The organism is Romboutsia hominis (assembly GCF_900002575.1).
Classification (GTDB): Bacteria; Bacillota; Clostridia; order Peptostreptococcales; family Peptostreptococcaceae; genus Romboutsia_C; species Romboutsia_C hominis.
Map to the genome: position 1 here is coordinate 71,400 of NZ_LN650648.1, position 16,777 is coordinate 88,176.

The following is a 16,777-nucleotide window of genomic DNA, read 5'->3' on the forward strand; positions in this document are numbered from 1 at the left end:
TCTTAAATAATTCAATAAATTTTAAAATATCGTATTTTAGCAATGAATATAGTCTTTTGAGATATGAAGATGTTTGTTAGCACGTAGATTAATCAAGTAAATTTTTTATGAGGTTTTGGAAATATACTAATAAATAATATTCTAAGGCTCGTATAAATTTCATATATTAAAATATATGGGGGTGAAATAAATGAATATAAAATTTAATGTAAAGGGAGTTATATATGGAGTACTTCTATTAATACTAGTAATAGGTGGGTTTATAGTAATCCCAAATATGTTTATGGAAAAGTCAAATCCAGTAGATTACACTATAGTACAAAGAGAATCTATACCAGAAAAGATACTTGATATGATGGACAAATATACAGATGAAGAAAGAGCTTTAGCTGTAAAGTTAAACGAAAAGATATATGTTATTGTAACCAGAGGTAAAGATAATGAAAAGGGAATAGAGATGAATAAAATAGAAATGGTTCAAGAAAATGATAGAAGTTTAATGAAAGTAAAAATTTCATATAAAGAAAAAGAAAAATCATATCCGTACATAGTTGTAGAAACCAATTTAACTGATCTTCCTGAAAATATAGAATTAAATGTGACAGAGGAATAACAGACTACATATTATATTAATAAAAATTTAGAAAAATAAACATGTACATAATCTAATAAAAATCGCCTTAAAATATTTTAAGGTGTTTTTTTATGTCTAAAAGATATTTTTAAATTTTAAATAAAATAATTAAATTAGATGAATTTATTAAAAAAATATTATTATTGCATATTAACTAATTATTTATCAATAAGCGGGGAAAAATAAAACTTAACATAATATGAAGAGGTGAATGATTGTTGAATATAGATAAATATAAAGTTAGAGTAGAAGACTTAAAACCGAGCTCATTGATAGAGGATCTATCATTTAGTACTACAGAAGAGATAGATTCTAAAAGAGAAATAATAGGCCAAGATAGAGCTGTGAAGGCCATTGAGTTTGGACTTAAGATGAAAAAAAGTGGATATAACATATATGTTGTAGGTACAAATGGATTGGGAAGAGTTAGTTACACTAGTGAACTTATAAAAAAGTATACCAGCAATAATAAACAAAATAATAATAGAGATTGGGTATATGTAAATAATTTTAAAAACATTAATGAACCTATAGCTTTATCTTTCAAATCAGGGGTAGGAAAAATATTTAAAGAAGATATAGAAGAAATAATTCAAAAATTAAAGTGCGAGGTACCTAAATTATTTAATTCAAAAGAATATGAATACCATAGCAGAATACTTATGAGTGAACTTGAAAATAGTATTCAAGGAATAATATCAGAGTTAAATGAATTTGCCAAGCCTAGAGGATTTAAGTTTGAAGTTACAGAAAGAGGACTTGTTAGTATCCCAATAAAAGAAGATGGAACATTAATGCAAGAACAAGAGTTAGGTCAACTAACTCCTACACAAATCAATAAATTAAGAGAAGAGGGTCTTAAGCTAAATCAAGATAGCAAGGAATATATAGATAAGATAAAAAATTGTGAAGATGATTATAAAAATAAAACTATTGATTTAGATAAAAATGTAGGAAGAAGTTTAGTTGGGTTTTATGATAAATACTTACTAGATAAGTATGGAAAAGAAGAAAAAATACAAAGATATATAAATGATTTATGCAATGATATAGTTAATAACATTGATAAATTTAAGGATAAAAATGAAGGTAATCAACAAAAACCTATGGCGCTATTTGGTATGATGGGTCAAAAAAATGATGATAAGTTTTTTAATAGATACAAAGTAAATTTATTTATAGATAATAGTGAGTGTGAAGATTGTAAGATAATAGTAGAAAGCAATCCTACATACTATAATTTGATAGGGTGTATAGAGTATAAAAATGAGATAGGAGCTTTAACAACAAGTTTTACGGAAATAAAGCCAGGAGCCTTACATAAGGCGAATGGAGGATACTTAATCATAAATGTAAAAGATTTATTATCGAATCCTTTTTCTTGGGATTGTCTAAAGAGAAGTTTAAAAACAGGAAAGATATCAATAGAATCTCTTAATAAACAATATGGATATTTAGTAACATCTACATTAAAGCCAGAACCAATAGATTTAGATGTGAAAGTCATATTAATAGGAGACAGTCGTTATTATGGACTTTTATACTCATATGAAGAAGATTTTAGAAATCTATTTAAAGTGATGGCTGACTTTGATATAGAAATAGATAAAAATGATGAAAATATATATAAGACAATTCAGCTAATAGCTGATACTTGCAACAATGAAAAATTAAAACACTTTGAAAGAGATGCAGTTGAAAAGGTAATAGAATATAGTATTAAGTTAAGTGACAATAAAGATAAATTAACAGCAAGAGTTAGTAATATAATAGATTTAGTATATGAGTCAGAGGCTATAAGTGATGATAGTGAGTTATATGTCACTGCAAAAGATGTTCAAAATGCAATAGAACAAAAAGTATATAGAAATAATAAATATGAAGAAAAATTAAATGAGATGTTTGAAGACAAAACTCTGTTAATTGATATAGAAGGAGAGAAAGTAGGTCAAATTAATGGATTAGCTGTTATGGGTACAGGTGAATATTCATTTGGTAAGCCATCAAAAATAACAGCATCTACTTATAGGGGAAGACATGGTGTAATAAATATTGAAAGAGAAATAAAGCAAAGTGGAAGTATTCATGATAAAGGAGTTTTAATATTAAGTGGATATTTAGGAGAAAGGTATGGAAAAGAGAGACCATTATCTATAACTACATCAATAACTTTTGAACAAAACTATAGTGGTGTAGATGGAGATAGTGCATCTAGTACTGAATTGTACGCTATAATATCTAGTATAGCTGATATACCTATAAAACAAAGTATTGCAGTAACTGGTTCTGTTAGTCAAAAAGGAGAAATACAACCTATAGGCGGAGTGAATCAAAAGATTGAAGGATTTTTTGATGTATGTAAGCTAAAAGGTTTCTCTCAAAAACAAGGTGTTATGATTCCGATACAAAATGTTAAGAATTTAATACTAAAAGATGAGATAGTGGAAGCTGTAAAAGCTGGAACTTTTAGTATATATGCAATAAGTAGTATAGAAGAAGGATTAGAGATACTTACAGGTAAGACTATAGATGAAATAGATAATTTAGTTAAGGATAAGCTTGAGAGTTTAAGACAAATAGATAAAAAAGATAGAGATGATAAAAAGGAATAAAAAATACTAAGGGTTAAAATACTAAGTTTTAACCCTTAGTATCATTTTTAAATTAATATTATCTAAAATTTATTAGGTGTAAGTATTTGGCTTTCTGTAATTATATAGTCAAGTTGAGCATCGTGATCTTCTTTAGGTACAGAATCAAAAATTTGTAAATCAAAAGCAATTCCTACTGTGATAGCATCTTCTCTTAACCTTTCTATGAATCTATCATAAAAGCCACCACCGTAACCGAGTCTATAGCAATCTTTATCATAAGCAACGGCTGGAACTATTACTACATCTATATCTTTAACCTCTACCTCTGGAGAGCATTCAGGTTTTGGTTCCCTTATTCCATAAGCACCGATTTTTACTCCATCTTTTAAATCAATTATTTGAGATGGTATTAATTTTTTTTCTTCTTTAATCGTTATAGGAGATGAGACAGTTTTACCCAAAGAAAGAAGCTTAACTATAAGTTCATCTGTTTTAACTTCATTATTAAAATCAAGATAAAGCATAATATTTTTAGCTTTTTTTATACAATCTAAAGCTAATATTTTTTGAGTTATTATTGATGAGTTTTTACATAAAGATTCATAATTTTGGTTATTTCTATCAGAAATAACTTTTTTTCTAAATTCCTTTTTCATAAAATCTACCCCTTTTACTATGGTATAATATGGATATGTATCCATTATAAATTTTAGTACATAAGTTAAAAACTAAGCAACAAAAATAGAAATGGTAATAAAAAGAATAGCTAGTCATATAATATATACTAGATTAGATAAAGGAGATGCCTAGAATGATATCAAAGAAAAGAGCTATCGTGTATGGAATAGTTTTAGTAATAGTAACAGCTTTGTTTACCTCTACTTTGCAAATAGGATTAGGTAATAAGGTTGTAGTGTCGAAAGATTTATATGAAAAATATAGTAAGTACAATAAGATGATAGGTCTAGAAGGAGCTATAAAAGAAGATTTCTATCAAAAAACAAAAGATGATAATTTGGTTAATGGAGCTATAAAAGGAATGTTTTCAGGATTAGATGATCCATATTCTCAGTATTATACAGAAGATGAGTTTAAAAGATTGAAGGAACAAACGAGTGGGTCTTTTGTTGGTATAGGTGTGATAATAAGTCCTTCTCCAGATGATGATTACTTAACAGTAGTATCTCCTATACAAGGTTCTCCGGCAGAAAAAAGTGGAATAGAAGCGGGAGACAAGATAGTAAAGGTAGATGGAAAGAATGTATTTGCTAAAAATTCAGATGAAGCAATTAGCATGATAAAAGGTAAAGAGGGCACAACTGTAGAATTAACTTTAAAAAGAGATGGCAATGAATTTGATGTTAAAGTTAAAAGAGAAGAGATTGTTTCAAAAAGCGTAGAAGGTAAGATGCTAGAAGATAAAATAGGATATTTAAGAATAACTTCTTTTAGCGAAAATACATATAAAGAATTTAAAACTGTACTAGATAAATTGAAATCAGAGGGAATGAAGGGGTTAATATTAGATGTAAGAGATAATGGTGGAGGACTATTAAATATATGCAAAGATATAGCCGATGAGTTAATAGGAGAAGGAACTATAGTTTACACTAAAGACAATAAAGGAAATACAGAATACTTAAAATCAGATAAAGATAAGCTAGGATTGCCAATAGCTATTTTAACTAATGGGAATAGTGCATCAGCATCAGAAATATTAACAGGAGCTATTGTAGATAATAAAGCTGGTATCTCAATAGGAACTACAACTTTTGGTAAAGGTTTAGTACAAAGTGTAAGAGAGCTTAAAGATGGTACAGGTTTTAAATTAACCACTGCTCAATATTTTACTCCTAATGGAGATTATATAAATGGAAAAGGAATAAAACCAAATATAGAGGAAAAAAATCCTGAAAAGCAATTAGATAAAGCTATTGATTGGATGAAAAAGGAAATAAAATAGAATATATCAATAAAAACAGGCATAAAATATAAAAAGTGCCTGTTTTTTAATGAAAAATATAATTAAAATTTATAAAAAAATAGAATGTAAAAATATAACATATTATAAAGAATTAAAATATAAAATATGAATATATTTAAGAAATTTTGTATATTTTATAGAAGGGAATATTAATTAAGTATAGAATTAATATATTAAGTTTATAATTAAAATAGGAAGTGGTTATTATGAAGAAGAACAGAGGAAAAGTTGTTAACTTCAATGAATATAAAGAGCATAAAAAACAAATGGAAGTAGATAGAGTGGAATTATTAAACCTTATAAAGAAGCTAGTTACTACAAAATAGAGAGTGTGAAAACTCTCTATTTTTGTAGTTTAATATCTAATTTTAAAATTTAAAATGAAAAATAAAATTAGTTATGACATCTTTAAATCATTAATATATCCTTGAAATTGATTAAATTCATTTTCATCTGATATCTCAATAGTTTGAGAATCTTCAGAATCAAAATTCTTAAGATATATAGTGTAATTATTATCTGTACAGTTATGGTAAATACATCTGTAGCCATCCTCATATAAATCTTTGATTTTGTTGAAAGTAGACATAGAATTTGTTAGCTATAATTATATATAGCATCTCCTTTCTTAGAGTTTATACAAGTATATAAAGTTGTATTTATTTAATATTTTATGAAGTTTAAGAATTAATATTCAATATCGTGGGTAATATATATGTAAACATTAGTATATATAGTAATTTAAATGAAAAGATAAATAAAATTAGAAAAAAACAAAAAAGTGTTGACGAAATGGATTTGAGATGGTATAGTTATACTTGTCCTTAAGAAAAGGGCAAACACAAAAGAAAAGGAACAGAAAAAAGTTGACAAAGTAAAATTACTTTGGTAAACTAAAGAAGTTGTAAAAAAGTAGCGCCGACACGGTCGCTTAAAATGAACTTTGAAAATTAAACAGTAGGTTAATTTAAATAACTAATGATTCTTTAAAGAATCGAATACAACCAAGCCAGATATTCAGATAATGATAGTCTGAGCGGGTAACAACTTTTATTTGAGAGTTTGATCCTGGCTCAGGATGAACGCTGGCGGCGTGCCTAACACATGCAAGTCGAGCGATTTACTTCGGTAAAGAGCGGCGGACGGGTGAGTAACGCGTGGGTAACCTGCCCTGTACACACGGATAACATACCGAAAGGTATGCTAATACGAGATAACATGAGAGAGTCGCATGGCTTTCTTATCAAAGCTTTTGCGGTACAGGATGGACCCGCGTCTGATTAGCTAGTTGGTAAGGTAACGGCTTACCAAGGCGACGATCAGTAGCCGACCTGAGAGGGTGATCGGCCACATTGGAACTGAGACACGGTCCAAACTCCTACGGGAGGCAGCAGTGGGGAATATTGCACAATGGGCGAAAGCCTGATGCAGCAACGCCGCGTGAGCGATGAAGGCCTTCGGGTCGTAAAGCTCTGTCCTCAAGGAAGATAATGACGGTACTTGAGGAGGAAGCCCCGGCTAACTACGTGCCAGCAGCCGCGGTAATACGTAGGGGGCTAGCGTTATCCGGAATTACTGGGCGTAAAGGGTGCGTAGGCGGTCTTTCAAGTCAGGAGTGAAAGGCTACGGCTCAACCGTAGTAAGCTCTTGAAACTGTAAGACTTGAGTGCAGGAGAGGAGAGTAGAATTCCTAGTGTAGCGGTGAAATGCGTAGATATTAGGAGGAATACCAGTTGCGAAGGCGGCTCTCTGGACTGTAACTGACGCTGAGGCACGAAAGCGTGGGGAGCAAACAGGATTAGATACCCTGGTAGTCCACGCCGTAAACGATGAGTACTAGCTGTCGGAGGTTACCCCCTTCGGTGGCGCAGCTAACGCATTAAGTACTCCGCCTGGGAAGTACGCTCGCAAGAGTGAAACTCAAAGGAATTGACGGGGACCCGCACAAGTAGCGGAGCATGTGGTTTAATTCGAAGCAACGCGAAGAACCTTACCTAAGCTTGACATCCTTTTGACCGATGCCTAATCGCATCTTTCCCTTCGGGGACAGAAGTGACAGGTGGTGCATGGTTGTCGTCAGCTCGTGTCGTGAGATGTTGGGTTAAGTCCCGCAACGAGCGCAACCCTTGCCTTTAGTTGCCAGCATTAAGTTGGGCACTCTAGAGGGACTGCCAGGGATAACCTGGAGGAAGGTGGGGATGACGTCAAATCATCATGCCCCTTATGCTTAGGGCTACACACGTGCTACAATGGGTGGTACAGAGGGCAGCCAAACCGTGAGGTGGAGCTAATCCCTTAAAGCCATTCTCAGTTCGGATTGTAGGCTGAAACTCGCCTACATGAAGCTGGAGTTACTAGTAATCGCAGATCAGAATGCTGCGGTGAATGCGTTCCCGGGTCTTGTACACACCGCCCGTCACACCACGGAAGTTGGGGGCGCCCGAAGCCGGATAGCTAACCTTTTGGAAGCGTCCGTCGAAGGTGAAATCAATAACTGGGGTGAAGTCGTAACAAGGTAGCCGTATCGGAAGGTGCGGCTGGATCACCTCCTTTCTAAGGAGAATTACCTACTGTTTAATTTTGAGAGTTCATTAGAACCTCAAAATTAGTACTTTAAGCAACAGAATAAATTGAGTGAATACGAAATTTGTTTGTTGGCGACGTACTTTAGTACTTTGAAAACTGTATAACATTTAGTGATATGACATCATTTTTTATAAATAGACAAGAAAAGTCTTTAAAATAACTTTAATAACTGGTCAAGTTATTAAGGGTGCAGGGCGGATGCCTTGGCACTAGGAGCCGATGAAGGACGTGATAAGCTGCGATAAGCTTCGGGGAGTTGCACGTAAACTTTGATCCGAAGATTTCCGAATGAGGAAACTCACTTAGAGTAATGTCTAAGTATCGTTAAGTGAATACATAGCTTAGCGAGGGGAACCCGGGGAACTGAAACATCTAAGTACCTGGAGGAAGAGAAAGAAAAATCGATTCCGTAAGTAGCGGCGAGCGAACGCGGAACAGGCCAAACCAACAAAGTTTTCTTTGTTGGGGTTGCGGACATATCATCAACGAAGAGGCTATTGTAGACGAAGAGAGTTGGAAAGCTCCGCTATAAAGTGTAACAGCCACGTAGTCAAAACGAGAAGACTTCAGATATGATCCAGAGTACCACGGGACACGTGAAACCCTGTGGGAAGCAGGAGGGACCATCCTCCAAGCCTAAATACTACCTAGTGACCGATAGCGCATAGTACCGTGAGGGAAAGGTGAAAAGAACCCCGGGAGGGGAGTGAAATAGAACCTGAAACCCTGTACTTACAAGCTGTGGGAGCACATTTCTTGTGTGACCGCGTACTTTTTGTAGAACGGGCCAACGAGTTACGTTAAGTAGCAAGGTTAAGCACTTAAGGTGTGGAGCCGTAGCGAAAGCGAGTCTTAAATGGGCGATTTAAGTTACTTGACGTAGACCCGAAACCGGGCGACCTATCCATGAGCAGGTTGAAGCGAAAGTAAAATTTCGTGGAGGACCGAACCCACGAGCGTTGAAAAGCTCGGGGATGACTTGTGGATAGCGGTGAAATTCCAATCGAGCCCGGAGATAGCTGGTTCTCCCCGAAATAGCTTTAGGGCTAGCCTTGAGCTTAGAGAAACGGAGGTAGAGCACTGAATGTCCTAGGGGGTATTGCACTTACCGAAGACTATCAAACTCCGAATGCCGTCTTCTTTTGCTCAGGAGTCAGACTGTGGGTGATAAGATTCATAGTCAAGAGGGCAACAGCCCAGATCGTCAGCTAAGGTCCCTAAATGTACGTTAAGTGGTAAAGGATGTGGGATTGCACAGACAACCAGGATGTTGGCTTAGAAGCAGCCACTCATTTAAAGAGTGCGTAATAGCTCACTGGTCGAGTGATCCTGCGCCGAAAATTTCCGGGGCTAAAACGTACTACCGAAGCTACGGCATCATTTATGATGGGTAGGGGAGCTTCGTATGCAGGCTGAAGCATGACCGTAAGGACATGTGGACAGTATACGAGTGAGAATGTTGGCATGAGTAGCGAGACGTGGGTGAGAATCCCACGGGCCGTAAACCCAAGGTTTCCAGGGGAAGGTTCGTCCGCCCTGGGTTAGTCGGGACCTAAGCCGAGGCCGAAAGGCGTAGGTGATGGACAACAGGTTGATATTCCTGTACCACCAATAACCGTTTGAGGAATGGGATGACACAGTAGGATAAGCTAACCACACTGTTGGTTATGTGTGGCTAAGTACTGAGGCAGTCAAGATAGGCAAATCCGTCTTGATAATGCTAGGGTACGATGGGGAGCCCTTTCGGGCGAAGTAGCTGATTTCACACTGTCGAGAAAAGTCTCTACCGAGGTTAAAGGTGCCCGTACCGTAAACCGACACAGGTGGGTGAGGAGAGTATCCTAAGGCCAGCGAGAGAACTATTGTTAAGGAACTCGGCAAAATGACCCCGTAACTTAGGGATAAGGGGTGCCATCCTTTGGATGGCCGCAGAGAATAGGCCCAAGCGACTGTTTACCAAAAACACAGGTTTCTGCTAAGTCGCAAGACGATGTATAGGAGCTGACGCCTGCCCGGTGCTGGAAGGTTAAGGGGATCTGTTAGGAGTAATCCGAAGCAGTGAACTTAAGCCCCAGTAAACGGCGGCCGTAACTATAACGGTCCTAAGGTAGCGAAATTCCTTGTCGGGTAAGTTCCGACCCGCACGAAAGGCGTAACGATTTGGGCACTGTCTCAACAATAGACTCGGTGAAATTGTAATCCCGGTGAAGATGCCGGGTACCTGCGACAGGACGGAAAGACCCCATGGAGCTTTACTGTAGCTTGACGTTGGGTCTTGGTACTACATGTACAGGATAGGTGGGAGACTATGAAGCATGGACGCCAGTCTGTGTGGAGTCACCCTTGGGATACCACCCTTGTAGTACTGGGATCCTAACCAGAGGCCTTGAATCAGGTCTTGGGACACCGTCAGGTGGGCAGTTTGACTGGGGCGGTCGCCTCCCAAAAAGTAACGGAGGCGCTCAAAGGTTTCCTCAGCACGGTCGGAAATCGTGCGAAGAGTGTAAAGGCAAAAGGAAGCTTGATTGCAAGACATACAGGTCGAGCAAGGACGAAAGTCGGACTTAGTGATCCGGTGGTTCCGCATGGAAGGGCCATCGCTCAACGGATAAAAGCTACCCTGGGGATAACAGGCTTATCTCCCCCAAGAGTCCACATCGACGGGGAGGTTTGGCACCTCGATGTCGGCTCATCACATCCTGGGGCTGTAGTAGGTCCCAAGGGTTGGGCTGTTCGCCCATTAAAGTGGTACGCGAGCTGGGTTCAGAACGTCGTGAGACAGTTCGGTCCCTATCCGTCGCAGGCGTAGGAAATTTGAGGAGACCTGTCCTTAGTACGAGAGGACCGGGATGGACGTACCTCTGGTGTACCAGTTGTTCTGCCAAGGGCATGGCTGGGTAGCTATGTACGGAATGGATAAGCGCTGAAAGCATCTAAGCGCGAAGCCAACTTCAAGATAAGATTTCCCACCGTAAGGGTAAGACCCCAGGAAGACTACCTGGTTGATAGGTCGAAGGTGTAAGTGCAGTAATGTATTTAGCTTATCGATACTAATAGGTCGAGGACTTGACCAAAATCATTAACTAAATGATATACAGTTTTCAGAGTATTAACTCTAAAAGATAAAGATTATGTGGTTATTATAGCAAAGAGGATACACCTGTTCCCATACCGAACACAGAAGTTAAGCTCTTTAGCGCTGATGGTACTTGGAGGGCGACCTCCTGGGAGAGTAAGACGTAGCCACGTAATCTTTTTTTATGTTCAAAATAAAAAATACAAGGAGTTAAAATGAAAACTGAAAAAATAATCGATTTTAAAGAAATCAAGAGATTAAATCTTATAGATCAAAAATCACTAATGGAAAGAGCTTTGAAGTTATCAGAAGAGGTTGGGGAAGTTTCCCAGGCAGTATTGAGTTCATCAAATGTATGTGGGTGTGGATACAAAGAAAAAACAAAAGAAGATATAGTTGAAGAGTGTTTAGACGTAATAATTGTAGCAAGCTCAATAATAAGCCAGAGTTATGATAATGAAATTAATATGGATGAGATAGTTAATATATATAAGAAAAAGCTTAAAAAATGGGAAGAAAAATGCAAAACTATATAAATTTTAAAATATTAGATAACTTAAGTTGATTAAATATAGACTTAAGTTATTTTTATTTATAAAGAATTAGTAATGTAAAATTAATATCATTATACGTAGGAGGTTATACTCATTTTAAGTATATTTTGATTGGTAACAATTTTATTAAATGATCTTTAATCTATTTGTAATAGTATAAAAATTTAATAAAAATATAAATAAGTTAACATAATAGTTGGAGAAATAGAAAAAATATTTTTTATTGAATACTAAAATTTCTAATCAAAGTAGAAAGTGTATATAAAAATATATAATTTAAATAAAAAAATTTAATTAATGATAAATAAATTAGAAATGTGGATAAAAAATAGAAAATCGGTATATAAGCTAAGTCTAGGATGTATATAATGTTAATAACATAAACAAAAATTGTGTATAACTTAAAAAAATAAACTAATTATAAAAAATACTAAAAAAAGTTAAGAAAAAGTATTGACGATATAAAGTATAGGTGGTATAGTAATACATGTCCTTAAGAAAAGGACAAACACGAAAGAGAAACAACAGAAAAGAGTTGACAAAGTAAAATTACTTTGATAAACTAAGGAAGTTGTAAGGAATGAACTTTGAAAATTAAACAGTAGGTTAATTTATACAACTAATGATTCTTAAAGAATCGAAAACAAACCAAGCCAGATATTCAGATAATGATAGTCTGAGCAGGTAACAACTTTTATTTGAGAGTTTGATCCTGGCTCAGGATGAACGCTGGCGGCGTGCCTAACACATGCAAGTCGAGCGATTCTCTTCGGAGAAGAGCGGCGGACGGGTGAGTAACGCGTGGGTAACCTGCCCTGTACACACGGATAACATACCGAAAGGTATGCTAATACGAGATAATATGTTTTTATCGCATGGTAAAAACATCAAAGTTTTTGCGGTACAGGATGGACCCGCGTCTGATTAGCTAGTTGGTAAGGTAATGGCTTACCAAGGCGACGATCAGTAGCCGACCTGAGAGGGTGATCGGCCACATTGGAACTGAGACACGGTCCAAACTCCTACGGGAGGCAGCAGTGGGGAATATTGCACAATGGGCGAAAGCCTGATGCAGCAACGCCGCGTGAGCGATGAAGGCCTTCGGGTCGTAAAGCTCTGTCCTCAAGGAAGATAATGACGGTACTTGAGGAGGAAGCCCCGGCTAACTACGTGCCAGCAGCCGCGGTAATACGTAGGGGGCTAGCGTTATCCGGAATTACTGGGCGTAAAGGGTGCGTAGGCGGTCTTTCAAGTCAGGAGTGAAAGGCTACGGCTCAACCGTAGTAAGCTCTTGAAACTGTAAGACTTGAGTGCAGGAGAGGAGAGTAGAATTCCTAGTGTAGCGGTGAAATGCGTAGATATTAGGAGGAATACCAGTTGCGAAGGCGGCTCTCTGGACTGTAACTGACGCTGAGGCACGAAAGCGTGGGGAGCAAACAGGATTAGATACCCTGGTAGTCCACGCCGTAAACGATGAGTACTAGCTGTCGGAGGTTACCCCCTTCGGTGGCGCAGCTAACGCATTAAGTACTCCGCCTGGGAAGTACGCTCGCAAGAGTGAAACTCAAAGGAATTGACGGGGACCCGCACAAGTAGCGGAGCATGTGGTTTAATTCGAAGCAACGCGAAGAACCTTACCTAAGCTTGACATCCTTTTGACCGATGCCTAATCGCATCTTTCCCTTCGGGGACAGAAGTGACAGGTGGTGCATGGTTGTCGTCAGCTCGTGTCGTGAGATGTTGGGTTAAGTCCCGCAACGAGCGCAACCCTTGCCTTTAGTTGCCAGCATTAAGTTGGGCACTCTAGAGGGACTGCCAGGGATAACCTGGAGGAAGGTGGGGATGACGTCAAATCATCATGCCCCTTATGCTTAGGGCTACACACGTGCTACAATGGGTGGTACAGAGGGCAGCCAAACCGTGAGGTGGAGCTAATCCCTTAAAGCCATTCTCAGTTCGGATTGTAGGCTGAAACTCGCCTACATGAAGCTGGAGTTACTAGTAATCGCAGATCAGAATGCTGCGGTGAATGCGTTCCCGGGTCTTGTACACACCGCCCGTCACACCACGGAAGTTGGGGGCGCCCGAAGCCGGATAGCTAACCTTTTGGAAGCGTCCGTCGAAGGTGAAATCAATAACTGGGGTGAAGTCGTAACAAGGTAGCCGTATCGGAAGGTGCGGCTGGATCACCTCCTTTCTAAGGAGAATTACCTACTGTTTAATTTTGAGAGTTCATTAGAACCTCAAAATTAGTACTTTAAGCAACAGAATAAATTGAGTGAATACGAAATTTGTTTGTTGGCGACGTACTTTAGTACTTTGAAAACTGTATAACATTTAGTGATATGACATCATTTTTTATAAATAGACAAGAAAAGTCTTTAAAATAACTTTAATAACTGGTCAAGTTATTAAGGGTGCAGGGCGGATGCCTTGGCACTAGGAGCCGATGAAGGACGTGATAAGCTGCGATAAGCTTCGGGGAGTTGCACGTAAACTTTGATCCGAAGATTTCCGAATGAGGAAACTCACTTAGAGTAATGTCTAAGTATCGTTAAGTGAATACATAGCTTAGCGAGGGGAACCCGGGGAACTGAAACATCTAAGTACCTGGAGGAAGAGAAAGAAAAATCGATTCCGTAAGTAGCGGCGAGCGAACGCGGAACAGGCCAAACCAACAAAGTTTTCTTTGTTGGGGTTGCGGACATATCATCAACGAAGAGGCTATTGTAGACGAAGAGAGTTGGAAAGCTCCGCTATAAAGTGTAACAGCCACGTAGTCAAAACGAGAAGACTTCAGATATGATCCAGAGTACCACGGGACACGTGAAACCCTGTGGGAAGCAGGAGGGACCATCCTCCAAGCCTAAATACTACCTAGTGACCGATAGCGCATAGTACCGTGAGGGAAAGGTGAAAAGAACCCCGGGAGGGGAGTGAAATAGAACCTGAAACCCTGCACTTACAAGCTGTGGGAGCACATTACTTGTGTGACCGCGTACTTTTTGTAGAACGGGCCAACGAGTTACGTTAAGTAGCAAGGTTAAGCACTTAAGGTGTGGAGCCGTAGCGAAAGCGAGTCTTAAATGGGCGATTTAAGTTACTTGACGTAGACCCGAAACCGGGCGACCTATCCATGAGCAGGTTGAAGCGAAAGTAAAATTTCGTGGAGGACCGAACCCACGAGCGTTGAAAAGCTCGGGGATGACTTGTGGATAGCGGTGAAATTCCAATCGAGCCCGGAGATAGCTGGTTCTCCCCGAAATAGCTTTAGGGCTAGCCTTGAGCTTAGAGAAACGGAGGTAGAGCACTGAATGTCCTAGGGGGTATTGCACTTACCGAAGACTATCAAACTCCGAATGCCGTCTTCTTTTGCTCAGGAGTCAGACTGTGGGTGATAAGATTCATAGTCAAGAGGGCAACAGCCCAGATCGTCAGCTAAGGTCCCTAAATGTACGTTAAGTGGTAAAGGATGTGGGATTGCACAGACAACCAGGATGTTGGCTTAGAAGCAGCCACTCATTTAAAGAGTGCGTAATAGCTCACTGGTCGAGTGATCCTGCGCCGAAAATTTCCGGGGCTAAAACGTACTACCGAAGCTACGGCATCATTTATGATGGGTAGGGGAGCTTCGTATGCAGGCTGAAGCATGACCGTAAGGACATGTGGACAGTATACGAGTGAGAATGTTGGCATGAGTAGCGAGACGTGGGTGAGAATCCCACGGGCCGTAAACCCAAGGTTTCCAGGGGAAGGTTCGTCCGCCCTGGGTTAGTCGGGACCTAAGCCGAGGCCGAAAGGCGTAGGTGATGGACAACAGGTTGATATTCCTGTACCACCAATAACCGTTTGAGGAATGGGATGACACAGTAGGATAAGCTAACCACACTGTTGGTTATGTGTGGCTAAGTACTGAGGCAGTCAAGATAGGCAAATCCGTCTTGATAATGCTAGGGTACGATGGGGAGCCCTTTCGGGCGAAGTAGCTGATTTCACACTGTCGAGAAAAGTCTCTACCGAGGTTAAAGGTGCCCGTACCGTAAACCGACACAGGTGGGTGAGGAGAGTATCCTAAGGCCAGCGAGAGAACTATTGTTAAGGAACTCGGCAAAATGACCCCGTAACTTAGGGATAAGGGGTGCCATCCATTGGATGGCCGCAGAGAATAGGCCCAAGCGACTGTTTACCAAAAACACAGGTTTCTGCTAAGTCGCAAGACGATGTATAGGAGCTGACGCCTGCCCGGTGCTGGAAGGTTAAGGGGATCTGTTAGGAGTAATCCGAAGCAGTGAACTTAAGCCCCAGTAAACGGCGGCCGTAACTATAACGGTCCTAAGGTAGCGAAATTCCTTGTCGGGTAAGTTCCGACCCGCACGAAAGGCGTAACGATTTGGGCACTGTCTCAACAATAGACTCGGTGAAATTGTAATCCCGGTGAAGATGCCGGGTACCTGCGACAGGACGGAAAGACCCCATGGAGCTTTACTGTAGCTTGACGTTGGGTCTTGGTACTACATGTACAGGATAGGTGGGAGACTATGAAGCATGGACGCCAGTCTGTGTGGAGTCACCCTTGGGATACCACCCTTGTAGTACTGGGATCCTAACCAGAGGCCTTGAATCAGGTCTTGGGACACCGTCAGGTGGGCAGTTTGACTGGGGCGGTCGCCTCCCAAAAAGTAACGGAGGCGCTCAAAGGTTTCCTCAGCACGGTCGGAAATCGTGCGAAGAGTGTAAAGGCAAAAGGAAGCTTGATTGCAAGACATACAGGTCGAGCAAGGACGAAAGTCGGACTTAGTGATCCGGTGGTTCCGCATGGAAGGGCCATCGCTCAACGGATAAAAGCTACCCTGGGGATAACAGGCTTATCTCCCCCAAGAGTCCACATCGACGGGGAGGTTTGGCACCTCGATGTCGGCTCATCACATCCTGGGGCTGTAGTAGGTCCCAAGGGTTGGGCTGTTCGCCCATTAAAGTGGTACGCGAGCTGGGTTCAGAACGTCGTGAGACAGTTCGGTCCCTATCCGTCGCAGGCGTAGGAAATTTGAGGAGACCTGTCCTTAGTACGAGAGGACCGGGATGGACGTACCTCTGGTGTACCAGTTGTTCTGCCAAGGGCATGGCTGGGTAGCTATGTACGGAATGGATAAGCGCTGAAAGCATCTAAGCGCGAAGCCAACTTCAAGATAAGATTTCCCACCGTAAGGGTAAGACCCCAGGAAGACTACCTGGTTGATAGGTCGAAGGTGTAAGTGCAGTAATGTATTTAGCTTATCGATACTAATAGGTCGAGGACTTGACCAAAATAAAATGATTAACTCTAGATGGTATACAGTTTTGAAAGTACTA

6 protein-coding genes and 5 rRNA genes are annotated in these 16,777 nt (G+C 39.4%); 9 read left to right on the forward strand and 2 right to left on the reverse strand.

Annotation, left to right across the window (positions count from 1 at the left end):
- Positions 1 to 190 precede the first annotated feature (190 nt).
- A complete protein-coding gene (locus FRIFI_RS00365; protein ID WP_092921379.1) occupies positions 191 to 613 on the forward strand; it encodes a hypothetical protein in 423 nt (140 codons plus the stop codon).
- Between the two features lie 236 nt (positions 614 to 849).
- Complete coding sequence (locus FRIFI_RS00370) at positions 850 to 3,246, forward strand: Lon protease family protein (protein ID WP_242977262.1); 2,397 nt, start codon at positions 850 to 852, stop codon at positions 3,244 to 3,246.
- A 62-nt stretch (positions 3,247 to 3,308) separates the two neighbouring features.
- On the opposite strand, the gene FRIFI_RS00375 is transcribed toward FRIFI_RS00370, so the two are convergent.
- Positions 3,309 to 3,884 carry a 5-formyltetrahydrofolate cyclo-ligase gene (locus FRIFI_RS00375; RefSeq protein ID WP_166504681.1) on the reverse strand — a complete coding sequence of 192 codons (576 nt, stop codon included), beginning with the start codon at positions 3,882 to 3,884 and terminating at the stop codon, positions 3,309 to 3,311.
- A 155-nt stretch (positions 3,885 to 4,039) separates the two neighbouring features.
- Between FRIFI_RS00375 and FRIFI_RS00380 the strand changes: the two genes are divergently transcribed.
- Complete coding sequence (locus tag FRIFI_RS00380) at positions 4,040 to 5,191, forward strand: S41 family peptidase (RefSeq protein WP_166504682.1); 1,152 nt, start codon at positions 4,040 to 4,042, stop codon at positions 5,189 to 5,191.
- Between the two features lie 418 nt (positions 5,192 to 5,609).
- Here FRIFI_RS00380 and FRIFI_RS00385 read toward each other — a convergent pair whose 3' ends face one another.
- The gene (locus FRIFI_RS00385; protein ID WP_092921369.1) at positions 5,610 to 5,801 is read right to left on the reverse strand and encodes a hypothetical protein; all 192 of its coding nucleotides are present in this window, start codon (positions 5,799 to 5,801) and stop codon (positions 5,610 to 5,612) included.
- A gap of 461 nt (positions 5,802 to 6,262) precedes the next feature.
- On the opposite strand from FRIFI_RS00385, the gene FRIFI_RS00390 reads away from it, so the two are divergent.
- From FRIFI_RS00390 to FRIFI_RS00415, 6 genes are all read left to right on the forward strand, one after another.
- Positions 6,263 to 7,765 (forward strand): 16S ribosomal RNA (locus FRIFI_RS00390).
- Between the two features lie 204 nt (positions 7,766 to 7,969).
- Positions 7,970 to 10,872: ribosomal RNA gene (locus FRIFI_RS00395) — 23S ribosomal RNA — on the forward strand.
- 58 nt (positions 10,873 to 10,930) lie between these two features.
- Positions 10,931 to 11,047: ribosomal RNA gene (gene rrf, locus FRIFI_RS00400) — 5S ribosomal RNA — on the forward strand.
- A 42-nt stretch (positions 11,048 to 11,089) separates the two neighbouring features.
- Complete coding sequence (locus FRIFI_RS00405) at positions 11,090 to 11,410, forward strand: MazG-like family protein (RefSeq protein WP_166504683.1); 321 nt, start codon at positions 11,090 to 11,092, stop codon at positions 11,408 to 11,410.
- A 712-nt stretch (positions 11,411 to 12,122) separates the two neighbouring features.
- Positions 12,123 to 13,625 (forward strand): 16S ribosomal RNA (locus FRIFI_RS00410).
- A gap of 204 nt (positions 13,626 to 13,829) precedes the next feature.
- Positions 13,830 to 16,732, forward strand: a 23S ribosomal RNA gene (locus FRIFI_RS00415).
- Together the 16S, 23S and 5S rRNA genes form the textbook arrangement of a ribosomal RNA operon.
- The last annotated feature ends 45 nt before the right edge of the window (positions 16,733 to 16,777 follow it).

Excerpts from the sequence above, each read along its gene's own strand:
- FRIFI_RS00365 (WP_092921379.1), top strand. The coding sequence starts at position 191 with ATGAATATAAAATTTAATGTAAAGGGAGTTATATATGGAGTACTTCTA.
- FRIFI_RS00405 (WP_166504683.1), top strand. The coding sequence starts at position 11,090 with ATGAAAACTGAAAAAATAATCGATTTTAAAGAAATCAAGAGATTAAAT.
- FRIFI_RS00385 (WP_092921369.1), bottom strand. The coding sequence starts at position 5,801 with ATGTCTACTTTCAACAAAATCAAAGATTTATATGAGGATGGCTACAGA.
- FRIFI_RS00380 (WP_166504682.1), top strand. The coding sequence starts at position 4,040 with ATGATATCAAAGAAAAGAGCTATCGTGTATGGAATAGTTTTAGTAATA.
- FRIFI_RS00375 (WP_166504681.1), bottom strand. The coding sequence starts at position 3,884 with ATGAAAAAGGAATTTAGAAAAAAAGTTATTTCTGATAGAAATAACCAA.